General features: G+C 27.8%; 9 protein-coding genes and 1 pseudogene. 5 read left to right on the top strand and 5 right to left on the bottom strand.

From position 1 onward, the window contains the following. The first annotated feature begins 1,458 nt into the window (after nt 1–1,458). On the top strand, nt 1,459–2,103 hold the full coding sequence (udk, locus tag ERCIPICE3303_RS02000) for a uridine kinase (protein ID WP_157991061.1): 645 nt from the start codon (nt 1,459–1,461) through the stop codon (nt 2,101–2,103). A 4,079-nt stretch (nt 2,104–6,182) separates the two neighbouring features. On the opposite strand, the pseudogene mrcB reads toward udk, so the two are convergent. Continuing rightward, nucleotides 6,183–8,483, bottom strand: a pseudogene (mrcB, locus tag ERCIPICE3303_RS01995) (bifunctional glycosyl transferase/transpeptidase); the annotation flags it as partial. Nucleotides 8,484–10,334: 1,851 nt separating this feature from the next. After that, nucleotides 10,335–10,925, bottom strand: coding sequence for a GTP cyclohydrolase II (gene ribA / locus ERCIPICE3303_RS01990; protein ID WP_157991059.1), 591 nt, complete (start codon nt 10,923–10,925; stop codon nt 10,335–10,337). Between the two features lie 1,154 nt (nt 10,926–12,079). Here ribA and ERCIPICE3303_RS01985 point away from each other — a divergent pair. Further along, entirely contained in the window at nt 12,080–12,823 is a 744-nt protein-coding gene (locus tag ERCIPICE3303_RS01985; RefSeq protein ID WP_157991058.1) for a phosphatase PAP2 family protein, read from the top strand. Nucleotides 12,824–13,918: 1,095 nt separating this feature from the next. On the opposite strand, the gene ydiK is transcribed toward ERCIPICE3303_RS01985, so the two are convergent. Next, complete coding sequence (gene ydiK / locus ERCIPICE3303_RS01980; RefSeq protein ID WP_157991057.1) at nt 13,919–14,986, bottom strand: AI-2E family transporter YdiK; 1,068 nt, start codon at nt 14,984–14,986, stop codon at nt 13,919–13,921. 631 nt (nt 14,987–15,617) lie between these two features. Here ydiK and tgt point away from each other — a divergent pair. The 3 genes from tgt (at nt 15,618) to secF (ending at nt 20,863) form a co-directional block, all read left to right on the top strand. Beyond that, nucleotides 15,618–16,748 (top strand): tRNA guanosine(34) transglycosylase Tgt, encoded by a 1,131-nt coding sequence (gene tgt, locus ERCIPICE3303_RS01975; RefSeq protein WP_157991056.1) that lies wholly within the window; start codon nt 15,618–15,620, stop codon nt 16,746–16,748. Nucleotides 16,749–18,060: 1,312 nt separating this feature from the next. Continuing rightward, the gene (secD, locus tag ERCIPICE3303_RS01970) at nt 18,061–19,896 is read left to right on the top strand and encodes a protein translocase subunit SecD (RefSeq protein ID WP_157991055.1); all 1,836 of its coding nucleotides are present in this window, start codon (nt 18,061–18,063) and stop codon (nt 19,894–19,896) included. A 16-nt stretch (nt 19,897–19,912) separates the two neighbouring features. Next, a complete protein-coding gene (gene secF, locus ERCIPICE3303_RS01965; RefSeq protein ID WP_416046611.1) occupies nt 19,913–20,863 on the top strand; it encodes a protein translocase subunit SecF in 951 nt (316 codons plus the stop codon). Between the two features lie 94 nt (nt 20,864–20,957). On the opposite strand, the gene prmC is transcribed toward secF, so the two are convergent. Continuing rightward, nucleotides 20,958–21,791, bottom strand: coding sequence for a peptide chain release factor N(5)-glutamine methyltransferase (gene prmC, locus ERCIPICE3303_RS01960; protein WP_157991054.1), 834 nt, complete (start codon nt 21,789–21,791; stop codon nt 20,958–20,960). After that, on the bottom strand, nt 21,788–22,873 hold the full coding sequence (prfA, locus tag ERCIPICE3303_RS01955) for a peptide chain release factor 1 (protein ID WP_157991053.1): 1,086 nt from the start codon (nt 22,871–22,873) through the stop codon (nt 21,788–21,790). Before prfA ends, prmC begins: the two co-directional genes overlap by 4 nt. Between the last annotated feature and the right edge of the window lie 301 nt (nt 22,874–23,174).

Here is a 23,174-nt window from a genome sequence, read left to right as displayed (position 1 = left end):
ATTCTATTAGATATAATATAATTTAAGAGGAAAACGTTAAATATTCGTATTAATTGAACATTAGTGATAAGATAGATATTTTATGTATTAAAAGATGAGAGCACTAGTCTTTTAAAACTTATGTAGAATTAATTTTTTAATATCGTATTAGGTTGTTTATCACACTTAAGAACTTCATGCACCTCGCTTATACGGAAAATCTAAAAAAATTAAATCTACTAATTAATCTATTAAAAAATTAAGCCTTGTTAGACAAGTCTTAGAGTAAGAATATAATCAAATATTCTGTTCATGTAGTCCTATATAGAATATGGTCATAGAGATATGTAGTAGAGAAGAGCTCTCTATTCGACGACGAAGTGTACAGCTCTTTCTATTAAATACTGCTCAGTTTTTTGAATGATGGTTAGTCTGGTTATTAAACTAGGTCAGCAATATGCGTGGTTCATCTAATAGATATGGTTTGTGGGATTAGTGACATTAATAATTTAAAGACTTATAATGTAGTTTTCAGTGTGGATATCTTGTATTTTAGAATTAGTAAGAAATAATGTATGAGATTGTGTATATGATCAAAGAATCTAGTTTTGATATTTAGTATGTAATGATCATAAGTAATGATCTACCATTAAAAATGGGTCTGTTATAGAAGATAATATTGGATAGATTCATATATCAGAATTATTGTTTGGCAAACGATAATATCGCATTTAATCTTTTGCGTTAGAAATTCTTCGTGATTAATTTTAGGTGATGAATTTCGAAGGTAATCTATCTATAGTAAATCACCTTATTATTAAATATACTAAAATTTATAGCTATAAAACATTTTTCGAATGTAGGATGCTCTAGGGGTTCTTAGAGATATACTTAGTAAGTATAGACTAAGAATGGCATGCTTTTTGACAATTAATAAGCTGTAGTGTGTATGAACTAGTTATGTGTTAGTGATGTAACTAGCGGTTTATTACTTGTAAATCTTTTTATATGTTTTTTAAAGTGTGTGCTAGAGAATCTTATAGAAACTTTGTACGCAGTAATGTTAATTTTTTCTAAGTAGGCAAGGATGAATTGCAAATAATTGTAGTGTGGTAGCATATTGTAGAACCAACACTAAATTTAGTTCTGTGAAGGTCTTGTTATTATAAGATTTAATTGGTGGAATGAAAGAGGAGGTGGTTTTAAGATGTTTTTCTAATTGAATGAGTTGTACTAATATTTATAGAATACGCATTTTATAATATATAGGGTAGGGTATTCAGTTAGATTAGATTTACAGATTTTAGATAATCTGGTGTTGCTAGATGATGCCAATATACTATAGGAGTACTATTTCGAATATCAGGCTACTTAGTGTTATATCTCTTTTGATTTTCTGGTTGCTATCCTTTCTAATATCTAGAATCCTAGATGGAGCACTTGCCCGTTAATATGGTCTTAAGTTCAGGTCGTTAAAATATGGTTGAAAAGTCGCATCATAAATGCGTCATCATAGGTATTGCAGGCGCATCTGCTTCGGGGAAAAGTCTTATTGCTAGTACATTGTATCATGAAGTTCGAGCTCGTTTTGGTGACGAAAATATTGGTGTAATTCCTGAGGATGCTTATTATAGAGACCAAGGGCATCTTACTATGACTGAGCGCGTTAAAACTAATTATGATCATCCAAATTCTATGGATCATGGTTTGCTTTTACAACATTTACAGATTTTAAAATCAGGGAATGCAATTAACCTTCCGATATACAGTTATGTTGAACATACTCGTACTGGTCAAACTCTTCATATACAACCAAAAAAGGTGATTATTCTTGAAGGTATTCTACTTTTGACTAATATTAAATTAAGAAAAGAAATGAATTTTTCTATTTTTGTCGATACACCTCTTGATATTTGTCTTATGCGTCGCATTCAACGTGATGTAAACCAGCGCGGTCGTTCTATGGATTCGGTTATAGCTCAGTATCAGGAAACAGTACGACCTATGTTTTTGCAATTTATTGAACCTTGTAAGCAATATGCTGATATTATAGTACCACGAGGAGGGAAAAATCGTATTGCAATTGATATTTTAAAAGCAAAAATTAATCAATTTTTTGAATAATTTGAGTTAAAATCCACTAAAAGTGAGTGAATCAATTTATGTGACTATGCTTTTTATTTTGTCTTAAAATCGATGCAGCTTTATTAAAAAATAAAAGATTAATTTTAAAATAGTATAGTTTTACTATATGAATGTATTTTATAACACATTGGAATACATAGCATGTTTTAAACTATGGATCTTTTGTATTCATCACCGTAGATGAAGATGCAAAATAATTTGTCATAAAAGAATTGATTAAAGAGTTATTGAGAATGAAATCAATATTTAATAGATCTATGATTTCAAGTTCTATTGTTTAGATTATATAATCATTTCATTTATCTTTTTGAAATTGTACAAGAATGGTTAATTTAGATCATTGAAATAATAGTATTATAATTATTTTGAATTTTGATATTAAACAGTACTTAATTATATTACATCTGATTTATTTTTTGTGTTTGATCTGAGTTTATAGAATACGTGTTTATATAAATAATGAATGTTTAGGATCTATATTCTAAGAGATTAAATCTTCATTAATAACTTATTTAAGATCGAAAAGATGGTTATTCTAAGATAAATATTAATCTTAGTAGAATTCAGATGTATGGGAAAAACACTGTTAGGGGACCATATCTTTCTGAATCCTTTTGGTTTAAGATTTATGTTATCTTAAATGTATTTTATTTTTCAGATAATCTAAGATCAAAAAATACATGAGGTTTAATCATCTAAGTTAATAAGTCATCTGATTCTTTGTCATTATTTTATATCTTATTAATCTTCTAAAAGAAGACATTTTTATAAATTTTTATATGTAAATGAAAATATAAGATATGAAATACTACATTAAGTCATTGTAATATAGATATTTTTTATAGAATAAGTATATCACTAAGTTTTGATCATTTTAATTATTTAATATTATTATGTTTCACGTAGATTTTCTTAATATAGATTTTGGTTTTGTATAAATAATTTGATAATTAGTTTCTATTGATAATAGATCTAAAATAGTATATTAGGTATATCTATGTCTTGCGTTTTTTATGAATCAAAATAGTTTATGATTAATGTTATTTATGTTATGTCAACTCAGACATATGATTGTTAATATGATACATCGATTGTATTTTATTATATTTTAATATACATAATTTTTTATCATATATGTTATATTGAACTGAGATCATCGTAGTTTTCAGAATATGAAATATGAAAGATTTTTCACTTTATAAGTGATTTTTAAGAGTTGATTGATTTTTTTATTTGTACTAGATCAGATTAGTAGGTGTTTATTAGTCTTCCTTTCATTTTTATTAAAAATTAAAAATCTACAAAAATATTAAAACTATATTTTTATAAGTTTTTCAGAACAAATGTAGGAAAATTTAATATTTTATATCTGTTCTGAGATTTTCATATAAAAATTATTTTTATAATACTAAAATTGGTAGCTTTTATCAATAACAAGGTATGGCCACTTATCTAAGAAATGAGTAATAATAACCTATTATGATAGGTTTATCTAAATTATATATATTAAATAGATTTCAGATTGCCTATGATATAGAGTATAATTTCTTAAATGGTAAGATCTTTATAGATGGTAATTTTTAAGAGATTGTATATGCTATAGAATAGACATATATATTAATATTAATTATAATAATTTTGGGTTGATCAGGACTTAATAGATTTGATTTAGAATACAAATTTTGTATTGCTTGTTGAAAAGTATATAGCAATCAATAAGATAACTGGTTTTTAACCATGATAAATAATAATATCAGTTATCCATCTTATTTTATTAATAAACACATTAACTGGTGTTTTTATGGTTTCTATGTATACGGAATATATTTAATTAATTATTTATAAAAATAATACAGATCTGATATCAAGTTTTGATAACTGATAGTATAAATCATTTTTGATGTAGGAGGTGTGATTTTAATCTTGATGACTGTTTTACTTACTATGAAAATAATTATTTTGATCACTAATATCTCATGATGGATTGTTTAAATATCTCTATTTTTATTTATTTATAAATCTTTAGTTTATAATTATTTCTAATTCATGTTGATGTATAAAATTATTGTATTTTTATGAGTAGCATTATTATGATGATAATCGCTTTATTTTTCATTTGTGGATGGTAATCACTCATCATAAAAAGGTAATCTGTTAATTCTGAAAACCAATCTAGATTATATTATTTGTTTGTTTAGCGTTTTTACATAAAAATATACTCAATTAATAAATTTTAAAATAAGAATTTATACTGTTATTGATACAGAGAGTTATATTATGTTGATAAATCTTTTTCTTTATGCCAGAGATATAAGTCGTAATCTATTTATATGATTTTAATATTAATATAGAAATAAGACTTGTAGAAGTCTATATCTTCAAGAGATATAGACTTATTGCACTATTAAATTGATTGTATTAGTTAATTAGATTAGTATTTTAAATAAGATGATTCAATTCTTATATTGTGATATCTATATTAATTTATAGTTGATTTATTTTGATCTAGAGTGTGAATTTTAATTTTATAATTAAGTCAGTTTTTACATATATCCTATGAAGTTTTTTATTAATGATTTATGTTTATAGGTAGAAAGTCTATAAAGTCAGGTTGTTATCTTTATGAGTCATACTAGTCTTGTGTTATTATTACTAATTTACTTTATAAATACCTTTTTATTTATATATTGGAATTAATGCATCTTTTTTCTATTTTTTAAGCAATAATAATTATTAAAATAACTATTTTCTTACCTAAAGAAGTTATCATATCAATGCATTTGTTTTATGGTTTTTACTTATTCAATTAATACTTATCAATCAATATTACTTAGTTAAGTTATATTATAATATTTTATATTATCAACAAGATTTTAGTTATATTAATATAATTATAATTATTTTTTTGTAAAAAATTAGAATATGCTAAAATATCTATATTGTAATGTAATTTATTAATAACAATTTTATGAATTTTAATATAGTCAATTCATGTAGTATTATTATTTAATTGATTATTCAATTAATAGATTGAGTATTTATATTTTGATTCTCTGAAATCTATATCGTATATTTGAATATTTCATAGTAGAATTAAATGATTGTTATAATGTTCTATATTACTTAATTAATTGTTCCATCTATCATCTATAGTTAGATATATCTTTTAAAATTTTCTTGAATATGAGTTGTTTACTATACATATATTGTTAATTTTTTTAAAACAACTGAATTAGTGATTATAATCATATATTACTTTATTTTAAATATAAAAGTTTTAGTAATTATATCTATATAATTATTTATTTATTCTAATTGAGATAATTATTTTTTGTTATATTACTTAGTTTTTATTTTATGCAATATTTTTTGAATACATCAAGTTATAGTGATTTCAAACAAGATAGTAGAATAGGAAACTTGTCATAGTTTTATTCTAAAATTTATAAAATATGTCTATAAGACAGTAGAACTAAGCAGTTTCTTTTTATATGAAGATTATTAAATTTTATTTAAAAGATTAAAATTATAGTTTAAATTGTTTTTCTTAATATAAGTGGACATTATTTGCATAATAATGGGTATCGTATATACGATATACTATAAATAATAAATAATATATAAAATTAATTTATGTTATAAAAAAATCGATTGAAGATTTCTTTCTCACTAGTATAAATTCAATAATTTACATAGAGTTTATTAAATATTCCTATTTAATTTTATATAAATTTTTTGATAATTATTTACTATTTTAAATAAAATATAATATTTTATCTGGGTAGGATGTATATTGATGAGATACTTAATATATTACATAAGAGTTTTTACTGTATACTGTTTAGTATATTTAATAGTTGAAAGATATAGTAAGGTTATATAAAATTAAATAATATGGTAAGATCACTATAAGTAGTCTCCGCTATTTAAATGGGGTTGAAACTACTTCTAATATAGTTTGTATTATTAATTATAGTGAACACTATATAATGCCTTCTGTAATATTAGTCTAGGAATGATAATAAACATATTAGATTTATTATTATTGTATAAGATTTTTATTTAGAAATATTTATCATTTTTTTCCATATATTTTTAAACCAATGTACCATTTTGTGGTTAGTTATGGTTTTTGTTTTTTTCACTTCTTGGTTTTTCTGGCAAAGAGAGGTTTCCTTTTCAGTCCATATAGGGAGGACGCGCCATGTTTTATTATTATTACATATCCAAGTTCCTGAAAAATTAATATTCATTAATTTAATATGGTTGGGTAGATTTAATTTAAGGGGAATAGGTTCTTGATATTCTAAATAACGTTGGTACAACTGCATTGCACCATTTTCACCGTATAGATAAGTTGGTTGGTTGTTATCACGTCCAATCCATGTAATTGTAACTGCTTTACCATCAATACCTACAAACCAGCTATCTACTAAATTATTTGTGGTACCAGTTTTTCCTGCTAGTTGAGCGTTAGGGTATTTAATACCTAATGTCATTGCTGTCCCGCGTTCGACAACTTGCTGGATTGCATACAATGTTAAATAAGATGCCTGACTTGGTATCGTCTGTTTTGATTGCGGAAAGCTTTGGTAAAGAATATTGCCATCTGCAGAAATTACTGAGCGTAGCGATGATAACGGTGCGCGATTTCCACCACTTGCAATAGTCTGGAATGTTTGCGCTACTTCAAATGGTGTTAAGTTTAGCGCTCCTAGAAGTATAGAAGGAATTGGTTTCAATTGACTGATTGGAGCGCCAAGTCGATCCCACGTGTCTATGATGGATGAAAGACCAAGTTTCATTCCAAGAGTTACTGTAGGAACGTTTAGTGAGTGAGTGAGAGCATCAATGAGCATAACACGATCACTAAAATATCCTGAGTCATTTTTTGGTTTCCAGAGTTTGCCATTTTCTTGTTTTAGAGCTAGTGGTTGATCAGAAATCCATGTATTAAGCCCATATAGATCAGGTTGGCATAAAGCAGTTAAATAAACTGCTGGTTTTGCAAGCGATCCTATTGATCTTCTTGCTTGTAATGCTCGATTATATCCCGCAAATTGTGGATCACTCCCTCCAACCATAGCTCGTATTTCACCGCTAAAACGGTCTACAACTATCATTGCGGTTTCTAGATCTTGTAGACCTTGTCTTTTTCTAAGGAACGCGATTTCTTTTTCTACTGATTTTTCAACTGCATTTTGAGAGACAGGATCAAGTGTAGTAAAGATTTTTACTCCAGATAGATCATAAATATTATTTCCTAGATTGGCCTGTATTTCATGGCGAACCATTTGCATAAATGCTGGTTGTGGGGTGATTACTCCTCCTTTAGGGTGGACACCTAAAGGACGTGAGCTTAATAGTTCATATACCTCTTGATCTATTATGTCTCTATGTTCTAATAAACGTAATAGTAAGTTACGGCGTTCCAATGTAAGTTCCGGATTACGCCAAGGATTATATAGTGAAGCACCCTTAACCATTCCTACTAGAAGTATTTGTTGATCTAGACTTAGTTCATTTACTGGTCGACCAAAATAATATAAACTTGCTATTGGAAAGCCTCGCAGCTGATCGCTTCCAGCTTGGCCTAGATATACTTCATTTAGATATAGTTCTAGGATTCGATCCTTTTTATAGCGTGCTTCTAAAATAATAGCCATATAGGCTTCATTAATCTTACGCCATAGAGAGCGTTGATTAGTTAGAAATAAGTTTTTAACAAGTTGTTGAGTAAGAGTACTCCCTCCTTGCACTGCGTGTCCTGCCATAAGATTTATTAGTAAGGCGCGTCCAATTGAGGTAAAATGTATTCCATAGTGTTGATAGAAGTGACGATCTTCAGTGGTTATTAGAGCTTTAACTAGAAGATCTGGAAATCCTGTTCGTTCTACAAATAAGCGTTGTTCACCGTTTGGTGATTGTAGTAAAGTAATTAAACGTGGATCTAGACGAAAAAATCCAAAAACTCGTCCATTTTCAAAATTTTTAATTTCATTTAAATAGTTATTCTTAAAGTTCAGGAGAACATGTATTTTCATCTCCTTTTTGTCTGGAAAGTTAAAAGGTCGACGAATCATTTCAATACTTTTATCTTTTACAGTAAACTCGCCGGCAGACATAATATTTGTGACTTGGCGATATTGAGTGTTTTCCAAAAGCGTGATAATTTCTTTTTTAGAATAGAGAGCATGTGGATGAAGGGTTGCTATTCGTCCATAAACTGTGGCTGGCAGTTGCCATACTTTTCCATCAATCCGATTTCTAATTTTTCTATCAAGCCAACAGCCATATATAGTTATAATTATTAAAATGATAAAAAACCCATGAATTGTTAATTGTATCCATCTGTTTTTTTTCTTCATATTGAGCATGATTCTTGTACCTGTCATCAAGTTTTATCTCTTTTCTAATCTAGATTTAGAATTATCATTGCTTTTTATTATGATTGTAAAATTATTGTATAATAGTCTGTTTTTTCTTTCAGTCTCTAAGACTTCGCTAATCTTCTTTTTATTGTGTTAAGTTAACTTTTAATCAGCAGAAAATATGGTTGGTCTACATAATAATAGTAAGGGATAAAATAATTACTGATTCCTCATTATAATCTAAAGATTGTTATAGTTATATTCGTGATTAAGCTATTATATGATTTTTCTATTACATATAGATGATATAGATATATAGTAATTTGACGTTAACATATTGTATTAAAGATTTATTGGGTTTATTATCAAGTAAGTGTTCAAGATATCGTTATCTAATCCTGTTTCTATGTTTTTGATAACTTGATTATATTTGCTTCGGAGTTTTTTAATTTTCTTAATGTGATGCAGTTGTTTAGATTTTTGGAGTAAAAGTTAAAGATCTATAAAATATGAAATCAGTTAGGTGTTAGTAATTAGTAAATGGTTATAAAGATTGTAATAATTATATCTGATATGTCTACACTGGTCGTGTTGGATTGATATGATAGTTGGATTGATATGATAATAGTTATCATGAAAGTATAGATTATAATTCCTAGAATAGACATTTATTAATCATAGATCTAGATTATCGTTATTATATATTGATTGATTATTCTTAAGATACTGTTGCTTTGAGTCTATTGATCTGTCTTCTTAGTTTTTCACTGGATAGAAGCAATTGGCTATATGTTCATTATAAGCAAAGTTAGGTTGACATTTTTATAATGTTCGTAAGGTGATTGTTTAATATGACATAGTTCATCATTGGTTATTTCAATTTTTTATTTAAAGGTTATTTAAATCTTTTTATTGGTGGGATAGAAACATTTTAAGTCATGATTTTGTTAAAAGATATAGAATCAGTATTTAGTGTAAGTAAATATATGTTAAAGTTTGTAGTATATCGTTTAGTAGATAAATTAAAATTATCTCTAATAGATAGAATCTTATGTGTTGTATCTATTATTATTTTTTATCTATGATATCTGTATATTATTTTTTGTACATAGCGGTACCATAACTATGATAGTGAATTATTTTATTTTTTGTTAAGTGATCTTTTTGTTTTAACAACATATAATATTTATTATAAGTTTTATTATTTATTGATATATAGATCCATATTGATCTATCAATCAATATTTATATCTCAATTATCTTTATAATATAAATACACTATTCTAATAAATCTTGTTTAATAAAAAATTACATTTCATTTATGAATAAATTATTTTAAGTAATTTTTATAGAAAATAGAAATAAGATCAATTTTATATTTAATTTAATCAATATTAATTTCATATGCAATATTTAAGTGCTTAGATAGTAGCTGATCTGTATAAAAAGGAGACTATTTTATTTTTATAAAAAGATACAATTATATTGTAGTCTTTTATTATTATAATGGTTATTGATCACTTTATTAGAGATAGTATTTATCATATCATCAAGATGATATTATTTATAAGTAAGGATAATTTTAATTAAGTATGTTACTGTAACATAACGTATCCAAAGTGAGTAAATGGCATCCTGTATTCTAATATATACAATAATATTGTATAATAGATTCGATATAAATGGAGATACATTTCTTAAAGATTGGAATCTATAAAATATAGTTATCTATAGATCGTTATTAAAGTATATTGATATTTACGATAAAAATAATTTTAAGATTTTAATAGAACGAGAATAAGATCAATATTCTTTTTTAAAGAAAGTAAGATAGTTAATTTATTTCGAAAAGAGATGTCCTAGTTTTTGGGCTTTAGTATTTAAATAATTTGTATTATTAGGATTACGTCCAACAATTAGAGGTACACGCTCAATAATATCTATACCAGTCTCTTTGAGCATTTTGACTTTTTCTGGATTGTTGGTTAGTAACCGAATTTGATGAACACCAAGAAGTTTCAACATATCTGTACAGATAGTAAAGTCACGCTGATCTGCTTCGAACCCTAATTTATGATTGGCTTCAACTGTGTCATACCCTATATCTTGTAAGGCATAAGCACGTATTTTATTTATAAGACCAATATTTCTCCCTTCTTGCCGATGGTAAAGAAGGATTCCAGAATTTTGTTTAGATATCTGCACTATCGCCTCTTCAAGTTGAAAACCACAGTCACAACGTAAACTAAATAACGCATCTCCGGTAAGGCATTCTGAGTGTATACGGGCTAAAACAGGCTGATCCTTAGAAATATCACCAAATATTAAGGAGATATGATCTCTTTTTGTATCCAGTTCCTCAAAACCAACTATTCGGCAATCTCCAAAGGGAGTAGGTAGATTAGCTTCCGCTACTCGTTGAAGTTTCATTTTAATCCCCATAAAATATAAATATTATGTGGATTTATTAAATAAATGAGATTTTTTGATGTGTATATTTGTTTAATAAACAATTCTGTAACAGAATATAGATATTGTTTAGTCTTCGAAAATACCATTAGATGGTCAGTTATCATATAAATGAGGATGATTGTCCTTATGATAGAGTAATCTTGGTCAATAATATTTAACTTGTAAATAAGTTAAATAGTAAATATTATTTAGTTGTAATAGTTTCTAATTTTTAGAAATTGCTCTATCAATAAATAAGAGATAGCTTACTATTTTTATTTTTATGGAGATTATCAGTACCCCGATCACTATATTCTAAGAAGTTTGATTTATATTATCACCCGTATTATTCATGTCTTATTTTTATAAAGGTTAATAATTGAAGAGTGATAAGTTTTCTTTTTTATGAAAACATTGTAAATCTCTGTATATCTTTAATTTTTTAATATATTTCTATGTGAAGAAAAAAATTTTTTGTCTGCAATGAATTTAATATTTAGTACATAGTTCTTCATTCATTATCGGTACAGTACCATTATATACTAGTCTGATATTCTATTCATTCTTTTACGATGCTATGAATATGATATATAGAATTTTAATGTTTAGTTTTATTTTAAGGATATTAAATAATTTTCTTAATTTATTTTTCTAGTTGAATTAGAAAACATTTAGTTTATCAGACTAATTTTATTATTATTTTAGCGTCATAGAATATATTTATCTTTTAATATATTAAATATTACTCTTAATAGTCGAGGTGTTCGTGTTGTTATAATTATATAATGATCAATTATTAATAATGCTTATTATATTCCATATGCATAATTTTCTTCGTTATATTATATTATTTATAGTTAAAGACACAATTGGATAAATATAAAATAAAAATTTTTATATTAGAATTTTTCTACTATTTAACTTGTCTAGTTTTATTATAAAATATAAATTTTTAACTTTATTTTTTAAAGATCGCTATATTGATAAAATAAATAATATTTCGTAGAAAATGTAAAAACAATATGATATTCTATACTAATTATTTTAATAATGCAATCTGATCTAAATAATGAATAATCTTATTAATGATTAATTTTCGGTATTTGAATGTTCCTAATGAGGATAGGTTAAATATGTTAGATACCTTAAAACGAATAACAATAGGTTCGTCATTACTATTGTTAATGCCTTTATTGGTGATATTATCTGGATGGAAATGGAAACCTACTGATACAGGATGGGGCCATTTATTGATGTTTGGAATTACTGAAAGTATAAACTACCCCTGGATAGTTTGGACAAGTATTATTTTATGTAGTTGGTTTGCTTATTGCATTCGTTGCTCTTGTAAATCGACTATATTTTTTATTTCTATTTTGATTTTATCTTTGCTAGTTGGAGAAGGTATTAAGGATTTTATTAAGGAACAAACGAAGGAGCTACGTCCTTATAGATTATGGATCTTGGAAAACTACGCCACAAAGATGCCTTATACTATTAAAGAAACAGATTTTTTATTGCAAGATAAAGTTTTTAGATCTTCATTAGATCCAAAAAAAGTTCCACTATGGTTGATTGAGCATTGGTCTCATACAAATAGTTTTTCTTTTCCTTCTGGTCATACTATGTTTGCTTCAACGTGGTCTTTAATCGGGATAGGTGTGCTCTGGCCGCGACGTTGTTATTATACTGTATTCATAGTTACAATGTGGGCTTTAGCTGTTATGGGTAGCCGCCTTATTTTTGGAATGCATTGGCCAATTGATCTAATTGTTTCGATTATTTTTAGTGGGGTGTTAGCTACATTGGTTACGATGTTATTTCAAAGGATAAAGACTGTTGATACCATAGATGTTAGTAGAGATAGATTATCATGAATGAATGCTATTATTTCATCTGATTTATATGTTTTATCGACTGGATCTGCTATCAGTCGATAAAATTTCTTGTCTCTAATATTATCATAATTTTTCATAGTTTATTTTATTGAGTCTTAATCGAGTTATCACGATTTAGATTCAAAATCATTGATATCATCCATTTTACAATAGAACCTATATAGGTATTCATGTATTAAGGAATAGATATTGATGTGACGTTATATGATATACATTAATATATATTTTTTATTATTTTTATATAATACTAAATTAATCGTTGATGTTTCTATGCTGTATTGACTTATTTTTATTTTTATCATTTCTGCATTGCATTCAATGTTATTGATTAATAAAATCCATACTATTAGTTAATATTAAGTATATTCTTTGTTTATATAAGTTTTATGTTATGAAAATTAGCAGGAGATGTAATTTTTAACTGAACTATATGATAGATGATCATAGATTACTTAATGTATTATATGAAAATTGATATGTGAATTTGTTAAAATTAACGAAGTGCGCGTATTTATTACACTTAGATCAACTTCCTTTTTTAAAAGAGCAAGTTGATCTTTAAAATGTATAATGTTTATTTTTTAAAATGTAAAAGTATCTGTCACTAAGTAAACCTATACATATTAATTATTAATTATTAAGATAATCTATCTATCATAGAAGCATAAACATACAGGAATGTATAGCATATCATAAAATAATGATAGGATTGGCAATCGGAAATTTAAGAGTGATTATATATATAAGATCGATTTTACGTAGTCTATACGCATATCTTATGGTGATAAGATTGATAATTTTTTAAAATTCTCTTATATCTATATTATAATATTTTATTATGTCTTTCTCTATGGAAGCGAATTATCTGAGTTAATTGAAATATTTCTTTAGATTGAATTTTAAAATTTCTTTCAATTTAACCACTAATTCTATTATATTGGTTTATTGTAATGGATAGGCCACATTATATCACATTGATATCATGTTTCATTTTTTTAGTTAATTTTAATATAGACATTATTACTTATTATATTTATTTATTATTAATTTATCGATCTATAGAATCATTACTAATTACCTGTAAGGTGGAGGTGAAGGAATTTCTTCCACCCATGAGCAAACAAATCGATAAGAGATTGCTAGAACTACTGGTCCAATAAATAAACCAATTACCCCAAAAGATAATAAGCCTCCTATTATACCAAAAAAGATCAGAGTTATTGGGAGATCTGCTCTTTTTTTAATTAAAAAAGGCCTCAAGGTATTATCTACAATGCCTACTAAACAGCTCCAGATTAGCAAAATTGTGCCTCCTGTTGTATCATCTATACAGTATAGCCAAATCACCGCTGGTACTAAAATAATTAGTGGTCCTAATTGGATTAAACACGATAGAATCATTAAAATAGTGAGCATGGAGGAAAAAGGAATACCAGATATACTTAACCCAATACCACCGAGTATTCCTTGTATTAATGCAGTTACTACTACACCTAGGGCTACAGCTCGAATAGCTTGTACGGAAAACATTACAGTTTTATCACCACGATGATATGCTAATCGAAAAATTAAATGACGTATTCCTTGACTAATCTTTTCCCCATGCCAGTAAAGTGGTATAATAAAGAGAAGCATTAATCCTAGATCTATCACAAATTTACCAAGATGACCGGCTTGAGTGAAGACAAAACTAGTAGTACGACCAATATAAGGTTGTATTTGATTAATTAGAATAGCTGAACCACCATCAATTAAATAGTGATAGATTATGTAAAGTTTTTTTCCCACTAATGGCGAATTCTTCAAGAACAATAATTGAGGAAATTGTATATGTCTATGATTGAGCCAATTAATTGCTATTCCAGTATTTTCAATTAAGCTGTTCACTAAAAGTACAAGAGGAATTATAAAAATTAAAATTAATAACAATGTCATTGTAATAACTGCTAATGATCTTTTTCCATATAGAAAACGTTGAATTTTAATCATAAAAGGCCAAGTTGCAATTACTACTATGCTAGCCCAGGTAAATCCAACAAGAAAAGGTTGGAGTATCCATAAACATATTCCAATCATTAGACATATAAATAAAAGTAAAAATATGTTTTCAAACCAATCACAATTATTGTTAATTTTTTTCATAAATTGACTCTAACCGTTAGAGTTATATGATATTAATTTACAATTAAAGAAAGATAAAGTAGTAAATTGTTTCTATATATCATAGTCATATTATAGAGTGATTATTATTTATAGATACAAGTATAAAAATACGATATATATATCGTATTTTATTTAAGATCGATCAAGTATAAATTAATAATTTATTCCGATTTTATGAAGAATTTTTCGTATCTTCAGATGCGAACCAACTGTTTATTGAGCAATTTTAGAGCAAAGTATTAATTGCATGAATGGTATTCTAAGATGAATTAGTATATATATTAATATAGAGTAGTTTAATTGCATAATAGTTTTACATAAATATTTGTTTTCATAACTTAATATGTTTTTCTTGAGTAAGAATTTTTAGTAAAGAAAGTTTCTCTTTATTCAGTTTTTATCCGAATCAGAGTAAAAATGATTCTTCAAGTTATAGCTTGATTATAGTTTGTTGAGAATCTTTCTTATATTAGTAATATAGTCCTCTATACAAGACATTCAGAGGAACACTCTCATATTATAGATATATGTTTATAAAATAATAAAAGCTTTTATGTATAAATATATACGTCTATATAAATAAGAAGGCCATTATCTCTATGGAGGAGTTGTGAAGTTTGTATTAGATGCTACTGATGGATACGCTAGACGTGGTCGTTTAATTTTTGATCGCGGTGTAGTAGATACTCCAGTATTTATGCCTGTCGGTACTTATGGCTCAGTTAAAGGAATAAGTCCAGAAGAATTAAAAAGCACAGGTTCTCAAATGATCATTAGTAATACTTTTCATTTATCGTTGCGTCCAGGAACCGAGATTATTAAAAGGCATGGTGATCTTCATGGTTTTATGAAATGGTATAGTCCTATTCTGACGGATTCAGGTGGATTTCAAGTATTTAGTTTGGGATCTACTAATACTATTAGTGAAGAGGGGGTATTTTTTCGTAATCCAATTAATGGTCATACAGTTTTTCTTGATTCAGAGAGATCAATGGAAATTCAATATGAACTTGGTTCTGACATTGTAATGATTTTTGATGAGTGTATGCCATATCCTTCCGTTTGGACTGATACTGAACATGCAGTGAAAAGATCATTGAGGTGGGCAAAACGAAGTCGTGATCGGTTTGATTCTTTAGGAAATAAAAACTCATTATTTGGTATCATTCAGGGTGGAATTTACACTGATTTACGAGATATGTCAATTCAAGGATTATTGGAAATAGGTTTTGATGGGTACGCTATAGGTGGTTTAGCTGTTGGAGAACCAAAGCAATATATGCACAAGATTTTAAAACATGTTTGTCGACAATTATCACAAGATAAGCCGCGTTATTTGATGGGTATTGGTACACCAGAAGATTTAATAGCAGGTGTTTGTTGTGGTATTGATATGTTTGATTGTGTAATTCCCACACGTAATGCCCGTAATGGATATCTATTTGTTTCAGATGGAATAATAAAAATTCGTAATAAAAAATATAAAGAGGATACAGCATCGCTTGACGATGAATGTAATTGTTATACTTGTCTTCATTATAGCCGTGCTTATTTGCATCACTTGGATCGCTGTAAGGAAATGCTGGGTGCTCGTTTGAATACCATTCATAACTTACATTATTATCAGTGTTTAATGTTAAATTTACGTCAGGCTATTGAACAAGGTGTATTGGATCAATTTGTGAATGCATTTTATAAAAAATCAGTTGTATATAATGAAGATAAATTTTATTTAAATTAAAGAAAATAATAACTGTAATAAAATTAAATGTAGTTTACAGATGCCAGCTATTATACATAAATATTTATTTCATATTTTTATTAGTTTATAAAAAATGATATATTTGTGATGATGGATCGTAAGATCTTTATTGAAAGATATATATTTTAATATTTTACTTTAAGTAAAATACAATATTCAATGATTACGAATAGTTCTATAATTGATGTGTTATCAATATTTATGCAACTAACGTAGTATTTCTATCTATATATATTTTAATTTTATGTGAAATGTTATTGTACTTAATACAAGATTTTATACTAAGATATTCGTATTATCTGTACAGAAGAGATAAAATATACAAAATAATATGTATTGTCCATGTTTGGAAAAGAATTATTTTATTTTCATTACAATAAATGCATCTTGATTTGATAAAGTTTTAAGATTCATAGAAAAAATAATATTATAAAAATAGTTCAGTATATTTTTATCTATATTAAGTTATGGATATATTTTGATTACATAGTTTGTAATTTATGTCTTTGAAAGATGATTCATATTAAGAGCAAGGTAGTAAAGTTTATAGACTAGATAAAATAAATTAACAAAAGTTAATTTTCAAGTATTTCTGATATTTTCTTTTGTATCACAGGATCAATCTAAAAGATATTAAATATTTGTAATATAAAAATGAAGGATAATTATAATTGATCTAATAACTATTACGATGTTAATAGTAATAAAAAGTCCTTTTATATGATAAATAAAGAATAATATATCATATTGACTTGAGAGATGTAAGTAATTATCTAAAGATTTTTAGTATAAGACTAAATATTTTAATTAATATCGTAATCTTGATAGTATAGTAATTATTATTGGTTTAGGATGTATGAAATTAGGTTCATATTCTATAATTCAATTATATTGAGATCTAAAATAGAGAATAAATAATTCAATATAAAATTGCGCTCTATAAGGTTATATAACGTATTTGACCTTAATTAGAGAATATTTATATATAGCTAGTTAGATTATTTATCATAAAAATTTGATTATTTATATTACTATTATAGTCTTTTAGTTAGATAGTGAGAATCATTTAGTAATTTAAGTAGTTATTTTTTATTTTATTTAGAAAACTATTTTTAATATTGTTTTAGAAGAGATTAGATAAAATAAGAAATGGATCTAATTCTTTTAGAGAATAAAACTGTATCTGGTCGGGTAAAGTATAAAAAATAACTGAAATGCACTGAATTTTTTTGTACTTCATGATATAAAAATTTTTAGTCACATATTATTATGTTATTTAAAGGGAACTACTGTGCTGAATCGTTATCCTTTATGGAAATATCTAATTTTATTGATTATATTATTTTTTGGTTGTTTGTATGCATTACCTAATCTTTATGGCGAGGATCCATCTATCCAAATTACTGGTTTACATGGAAGTATTACTAATGAGAATGCATTCGTTCAAATTAAGAATATTCTACAAAAAGATCATATTGAAAGTAAATCTATTACTTGGCAAAATGGTTCTGTTTTAGTGCGTCTTCCTAATACCAGCTTGCAGCTAGAGGCTTGTGAAGCAATTAAAAAATCTATTGGTAAGAACTATATTGTAGCATTAAATCTTGCTCCAGCAACTCCATTTTGGTTATCAGCTTTATGTGCAGAGCCAATGAAGCTCGGTTTAGATCTTCGTGGTGGTATTCATTTTCTCATGGAAGTGAATATAGATAGTTCTTTATCTAAATTACAACAGGAGAATTTTGATAATTTACGCAGTGATTTGCATGAAAAAAAAATTCCTTATCTTGAATTAAGTAAAAGTGACTTATTTAGTTTACAAGTACGTTTTTTAGATCAAAAAACTCGAGATAAAGTAAGAAGAGATATTCTTTCTAATTATCATGATGTAATTATTAAGAACAGTTCTTACAATACTTTAACTGTTGCAGTTAATGACGAAAGCATGCGTTTAGCACGTGAATATGCAATAGAACAGAATATCAATATATTACGTAATCGGATTACTCAATTAGGATTAACAGAAGCTATCATTCAGCGACAGGGTAATTCTTTTATTATTGTAGAGTTACCAGGCATGCAAGATTCTGCACGCGCCAAAGAGATTCTTAGTTCTATGGCAACGCTAGAGTTTCGTTTAGTGGACACTCATAGTGCTGTTGACATTACTTTACCTAAAGATTCAGAAGTTAAATATACAAGAGATGGAAGGGCGTTTGTTCTAAACAAGAGCGTCATCTTGACTGGTGATCATATTATTAATTCTACTACTAGTATTGATGAATATAATCAGACTCAAGTTAACATTTCTTTAGACAGAAAAGGTGGTAATATTATGTCTAGCTTTACTAGAGATCATATTGGTCAAGCGATGGCAACTTTATTTATTGAATATAAGAATAGTGGTAAGAAGGATTCTCGTGGTCACATGATTTTAGAAAAGTGTGATGAGATCATTAATGTGGCTTATATTCAGTCACAGTTGGGGTCTAACTTTCGTATTAGTGGAATTCATAATCAAAAAGAAGCTCACCATCTTGCTCTTTTATTGCGTTCAGGAGTATTTATTGCACCAATACAGATTGTAGAAGAACGTATTATTGGTCCGACTATGGTGGCTAAAAATATTTCTCAGGGATTAAAAGCTTGTTTATGGGGGGTCTTAGTTTCTATTTTATTTATGGTCTTACGATATAAATTATTCGGTTTAGTGGCTACTTTAGCATTGTTAGCAAATCTAGTGTTGATTATTGGGACTATGTCTTTGTTACCTGGAGTAACATTAACAATGCCAGGTATTGCTGGTATTGTTCTAACTTTAGTAGTAGCAGTTGATGCTAATGTACTTATTAATGAGCGCATTAAGGAAGAATTACAGAATGGACGTTCTGTACAGAGGGCAATCCATGAGGGTTATAAAAGGGCGTTTTCTAGTATAATCGACGCAAATATAACTACATTAATTAAGGTAATTGTTTTGTATACAGTAGGTACTGGTTCTATTAAAGGATTTGCAGTGACAACTGCAGTTGGTATAGCTACTTCTATGTTAACTGCTATTATTGGTACCCGTGCTATAATTAATCTTATATATGGTGGAAAACGTATAAATAAGTTATCTATATAAGAAGTAAGGAGAATTAGTGGCACAAGTACGAAGTTCTTTAGATATGCATTGTGGGAAAAAAGTTATTGACTTTATGCGTTGGAATAAAGTGGTATTTCTATGTTCGATAATTTTATTAATAGTCTCAATAAGTATTGTTAGTATTCGTGGATTTAATTGGGGGCTAGATTTTACTGGTGGAACAGTAATTGAGCTAAAACTAGAGAGACCAGTTGATTTGGATTTAGTTCGCTATAATTTGAAGAAGATTGGTTTGGGTCAGCATAAAGTCCAAAATCTAGAGAGCTTATATGACCTTATAATACAAATAGCACCAAAAGAAGATTTTGAAGGAACTACACTGAGTTCTAAAGTAGTAAGTACGATTAATAACTCAATAGGGCAAAACGTTATCGTTACACGTATTGAAGTTATAGGTCCGCGTGTAGGTGAAAACTTACCGCGAGATGCAGGTATAGCGCTTTTCTCAGCTTGGATAGCGATTTTTATTTATATTTCTTATCGTTTTTCTTGGAAACTCTCATTAGGAGTGGTTTTAGCGTTAATACATGATATAGTGATTACTATAGGTCTTTTATCGATTTTTAAAATAGAAATTGACTTAACAATTATAGCTTCTCTTCTATCTGTTATCGGGTACTCTCTTAATGATAAGATTGTAGTTTCAGATCGTATCCGTGAGAATTTTTTTACAATGTTTTCATTTATACCATATTACATCATTAATCTTTCTTTAACACAAACCTTAATTCGGACTATTATTACTTCATTAATTACATTAGTAATGGCTGGGGTTCTGTTTATTTTTGGTGGTTCTTTGTTAAAAGGTTTTTCATTAACAATGATTATCGGTATTATTATTGGTACTATTTCATCAGTTTACGTCTCTTCCTCTTTATCTTTAAAAATAGGATTACAGCGAGAAAATATGTTTCCTCAGATGTTAGATAATAAGAATCAAGATTAATGTTTCATATTGATTTTCTTAGAATTTATTAAGCAATTAGAATCGATGAAATAGTCAAATTGATCTGGATATACGAAAAACCAAAGGGATGGAGTCAATAAAGAAGACCAAAAGTTATACGATCATTACCGCTATAATCTTGAGAGGTTTGAACTTGACAAAACCCATTGCCTTCTAGAATGGTTCGTACATATTCAGCTTGCTTCCATCCATGCTCTATCAGTAACCATCCCCCAGATATTAAATAATATTTTGCTTGTTTAACGATACATTTAATATCAGCTAGACCGTTATCACTAGAAATTAATGCGCTCATTGGTTCGAAACGAATATCCTCTTTTAGTAGATGTTCATCAGATATATTAATATAAGGTGGATTGCTAACAATAATATAAAACTGTCGCTTTCCTATAGTAGAAAACCAGTTTCCAGGTATAAAAGATACATTAGTATATCCTAAACTAATTGCATTTTGTTTTGCTACTTTTATGGCAGCAATACTATTATCAATTCCAAGTACTTGACAATCCTCGCGTTCGCTAGCAATAGCTATTGCTATTGCTCCGCATCCAGTTCCAAGATCTAGGATTGAGCACGCTTTGTTCAAAGGAATTAGAGTTAAAGCTTTTTCTACTAGTATTTCGCTATCTGCTCGAGGAATTAGAACATTAGGTGTGACGTTAAAAGTCATAGACCAAAATTCACGCTCTCCTGTAAGATAAGATATAGGAGTTCCGATAGCACGTTGTTGGAGTAATTTTTTTAGTTTTCTTAAAGAAGGGGTAGTTAGTAAGCTGTCATCAAATGCAATAATCCAGGAACGGGGTTTTTTTATGACCATGGATAAAAGTATTTCAGCATCAAGTTTTGGGCTAGTGCTATTAATAAGTTGCGCCATAGCAGTATCTATCCAGTGACTTATTTTCATGAATCTTGCTCAGAAAGAGAAGCTAGTTGATCTGCTTGATGCTCCTGAATTAGAGGGTCAATTAATACATCTAGTTTACCATCCATGGCTTCATCTAGACGATAGATGCTTAGATGAATACGGTGGTCTGTAATACGTCCTTGTGGAAAATTATAGGTTCGATTACGGTCAGATCGATCACCACTCCCAATGAGATTCCGTCTTTCTGATGATGTTTCTTGGCGACTTCGAGTTTTTTCAGCTTCTCTAATTCTTAAACTGAGTACTGCTAATGCTTTAGCTTTATTTTTATGTTGAGAACGTTCGTCCTGACATTCCACTACTATTCCGCTAGGAATATGAGTAATACGGATTGCTGAATCAGTAGTATTTACATGTTGCCCACCTGCTCCAGAAGATCGAAAAGTATCAATTTTCAGATGAGATGGATTGATAACTGGTAATTCTTTTTTTGGAAGATCAGGCATGACTGCTACGGTACAGGCTGACGTATGGATGCGCCCTTGTGATTCGGTTTCTGGTACACGTTGTACTCTATGACCTCCTGATTCAAATTTAAGTCGGCCATAAGCCCCATGACCAATAATTTTAGCCACTATTTCTTTATATCCACCTAGCTCACCTTCATGGGAGCTCATTATTTCCACAGTCCAGTATTTAGAATCAGCATATCGGCTATACATACGGAATAAGTTACCAGAAAAAATTGCTGCTTCATCACCACCAGTGCCAGCTCGTATTTCTAAATAACAATTTCGTTTATCATTAGGGTCTTTTGGTAACAGAAGATCTTGTAGATGTTGCTCTATGGTTTTGCTAAAAGTTCGTGATATCTGTAACTCTTCTTGTGCTAGTTCATGTAAGTCAGAATCGTCGAGCATTCTTTCAGCATTTCTAATATCTTCCTGACTCTTCTTCCATTGACTAAAACACTGGATAACATTTGTTAACTGAGTATATTCATGTGATAAAATACGGAAACGCTCTTGATTATCAATGATTCTGATATCATCAAGCATCAATTTAACCTCTATATAGCGTTCCTGCAATATTTCTAGTTTAGTGACAATAGAAGGATGCATGTATATTATTTTATCCTTTTAAGGTGATAAAGTATTGTAAGAGAATTAAAGACAAATTTTTTAATAATTGATTCTTTTTTGAAGAACTTACTGTGTGAGAGATTAGTTTTAACTATATTGAAAATTATAACTTTGTAACATATTATAATTTTTTGATCTTTATGTAGTCATGTCTGATAGTGTTCTTGTTATACTAGATTGGATATAAATGAGTTAAGATCTGCTGAGTAAGATACGAATATTTTTTCTTTCAATGCTGAAAGTTTATCAATGTTACTTTAATTTTGACTTGTGATCTAGT

The organism is Candidatus Erwinia haradaeae (assembly GCF_900699015.1).
GTDB lineage: Bacteria > Pseudomonadota > Gammaproteobacteria > Enterobacterales > Enterobacteriaceae > Erwinia_E > Erwinia_E haradaeae_E.
The sequence above is the reverse complement of the archived record's forward strand: the minus strand, read 5'-3'. Positions and strand labels throughout refer to the sequence as shown.

Bases quoted from the DNA above. Each gene is read 5' to 3' on its own strand.
- udk (WP_157991061.1), top strand. From the start codon at position 1,459: ATGGTTGAAAAGTCGCATCATAAATGCGTCATCATAGGTATTGCAGGC.
- ribA (WP_157991059.1), bottom strand. From the start codon at position 10,925: ATGAAACTTCAACGAGTAGCGGAAGCTAATCTACCTACTCCCTTTGGA.
- ERCIPICE3303_RS01985 (WP_157991058.1), top strand. From the start codon at position 12,080: ATGTTAGATACCTTAAAACGAATAACAATAGGTTCGTCATTACTATTG.
- ydiK (WP_157991057.1), bottom strand. From the start codon at position 14,986: ATGAAAAAAATTAACAATAATTGTGATTGGTTTGAAAACATATTTTTA.
- prmC (WP_157991054.1), bottom strand. From the start codon at position 21,791: ATGAAAATAAGTCACTGGATAGATACTGCTATGGCGCAACTTATTAAT.
- prfA (WP_157991053.1), bottom strand. From the start codon at position 22,873: ATGCATCCTTCTATTGTCACTAAACTAGAAATATTGCAGGAACGCTAT.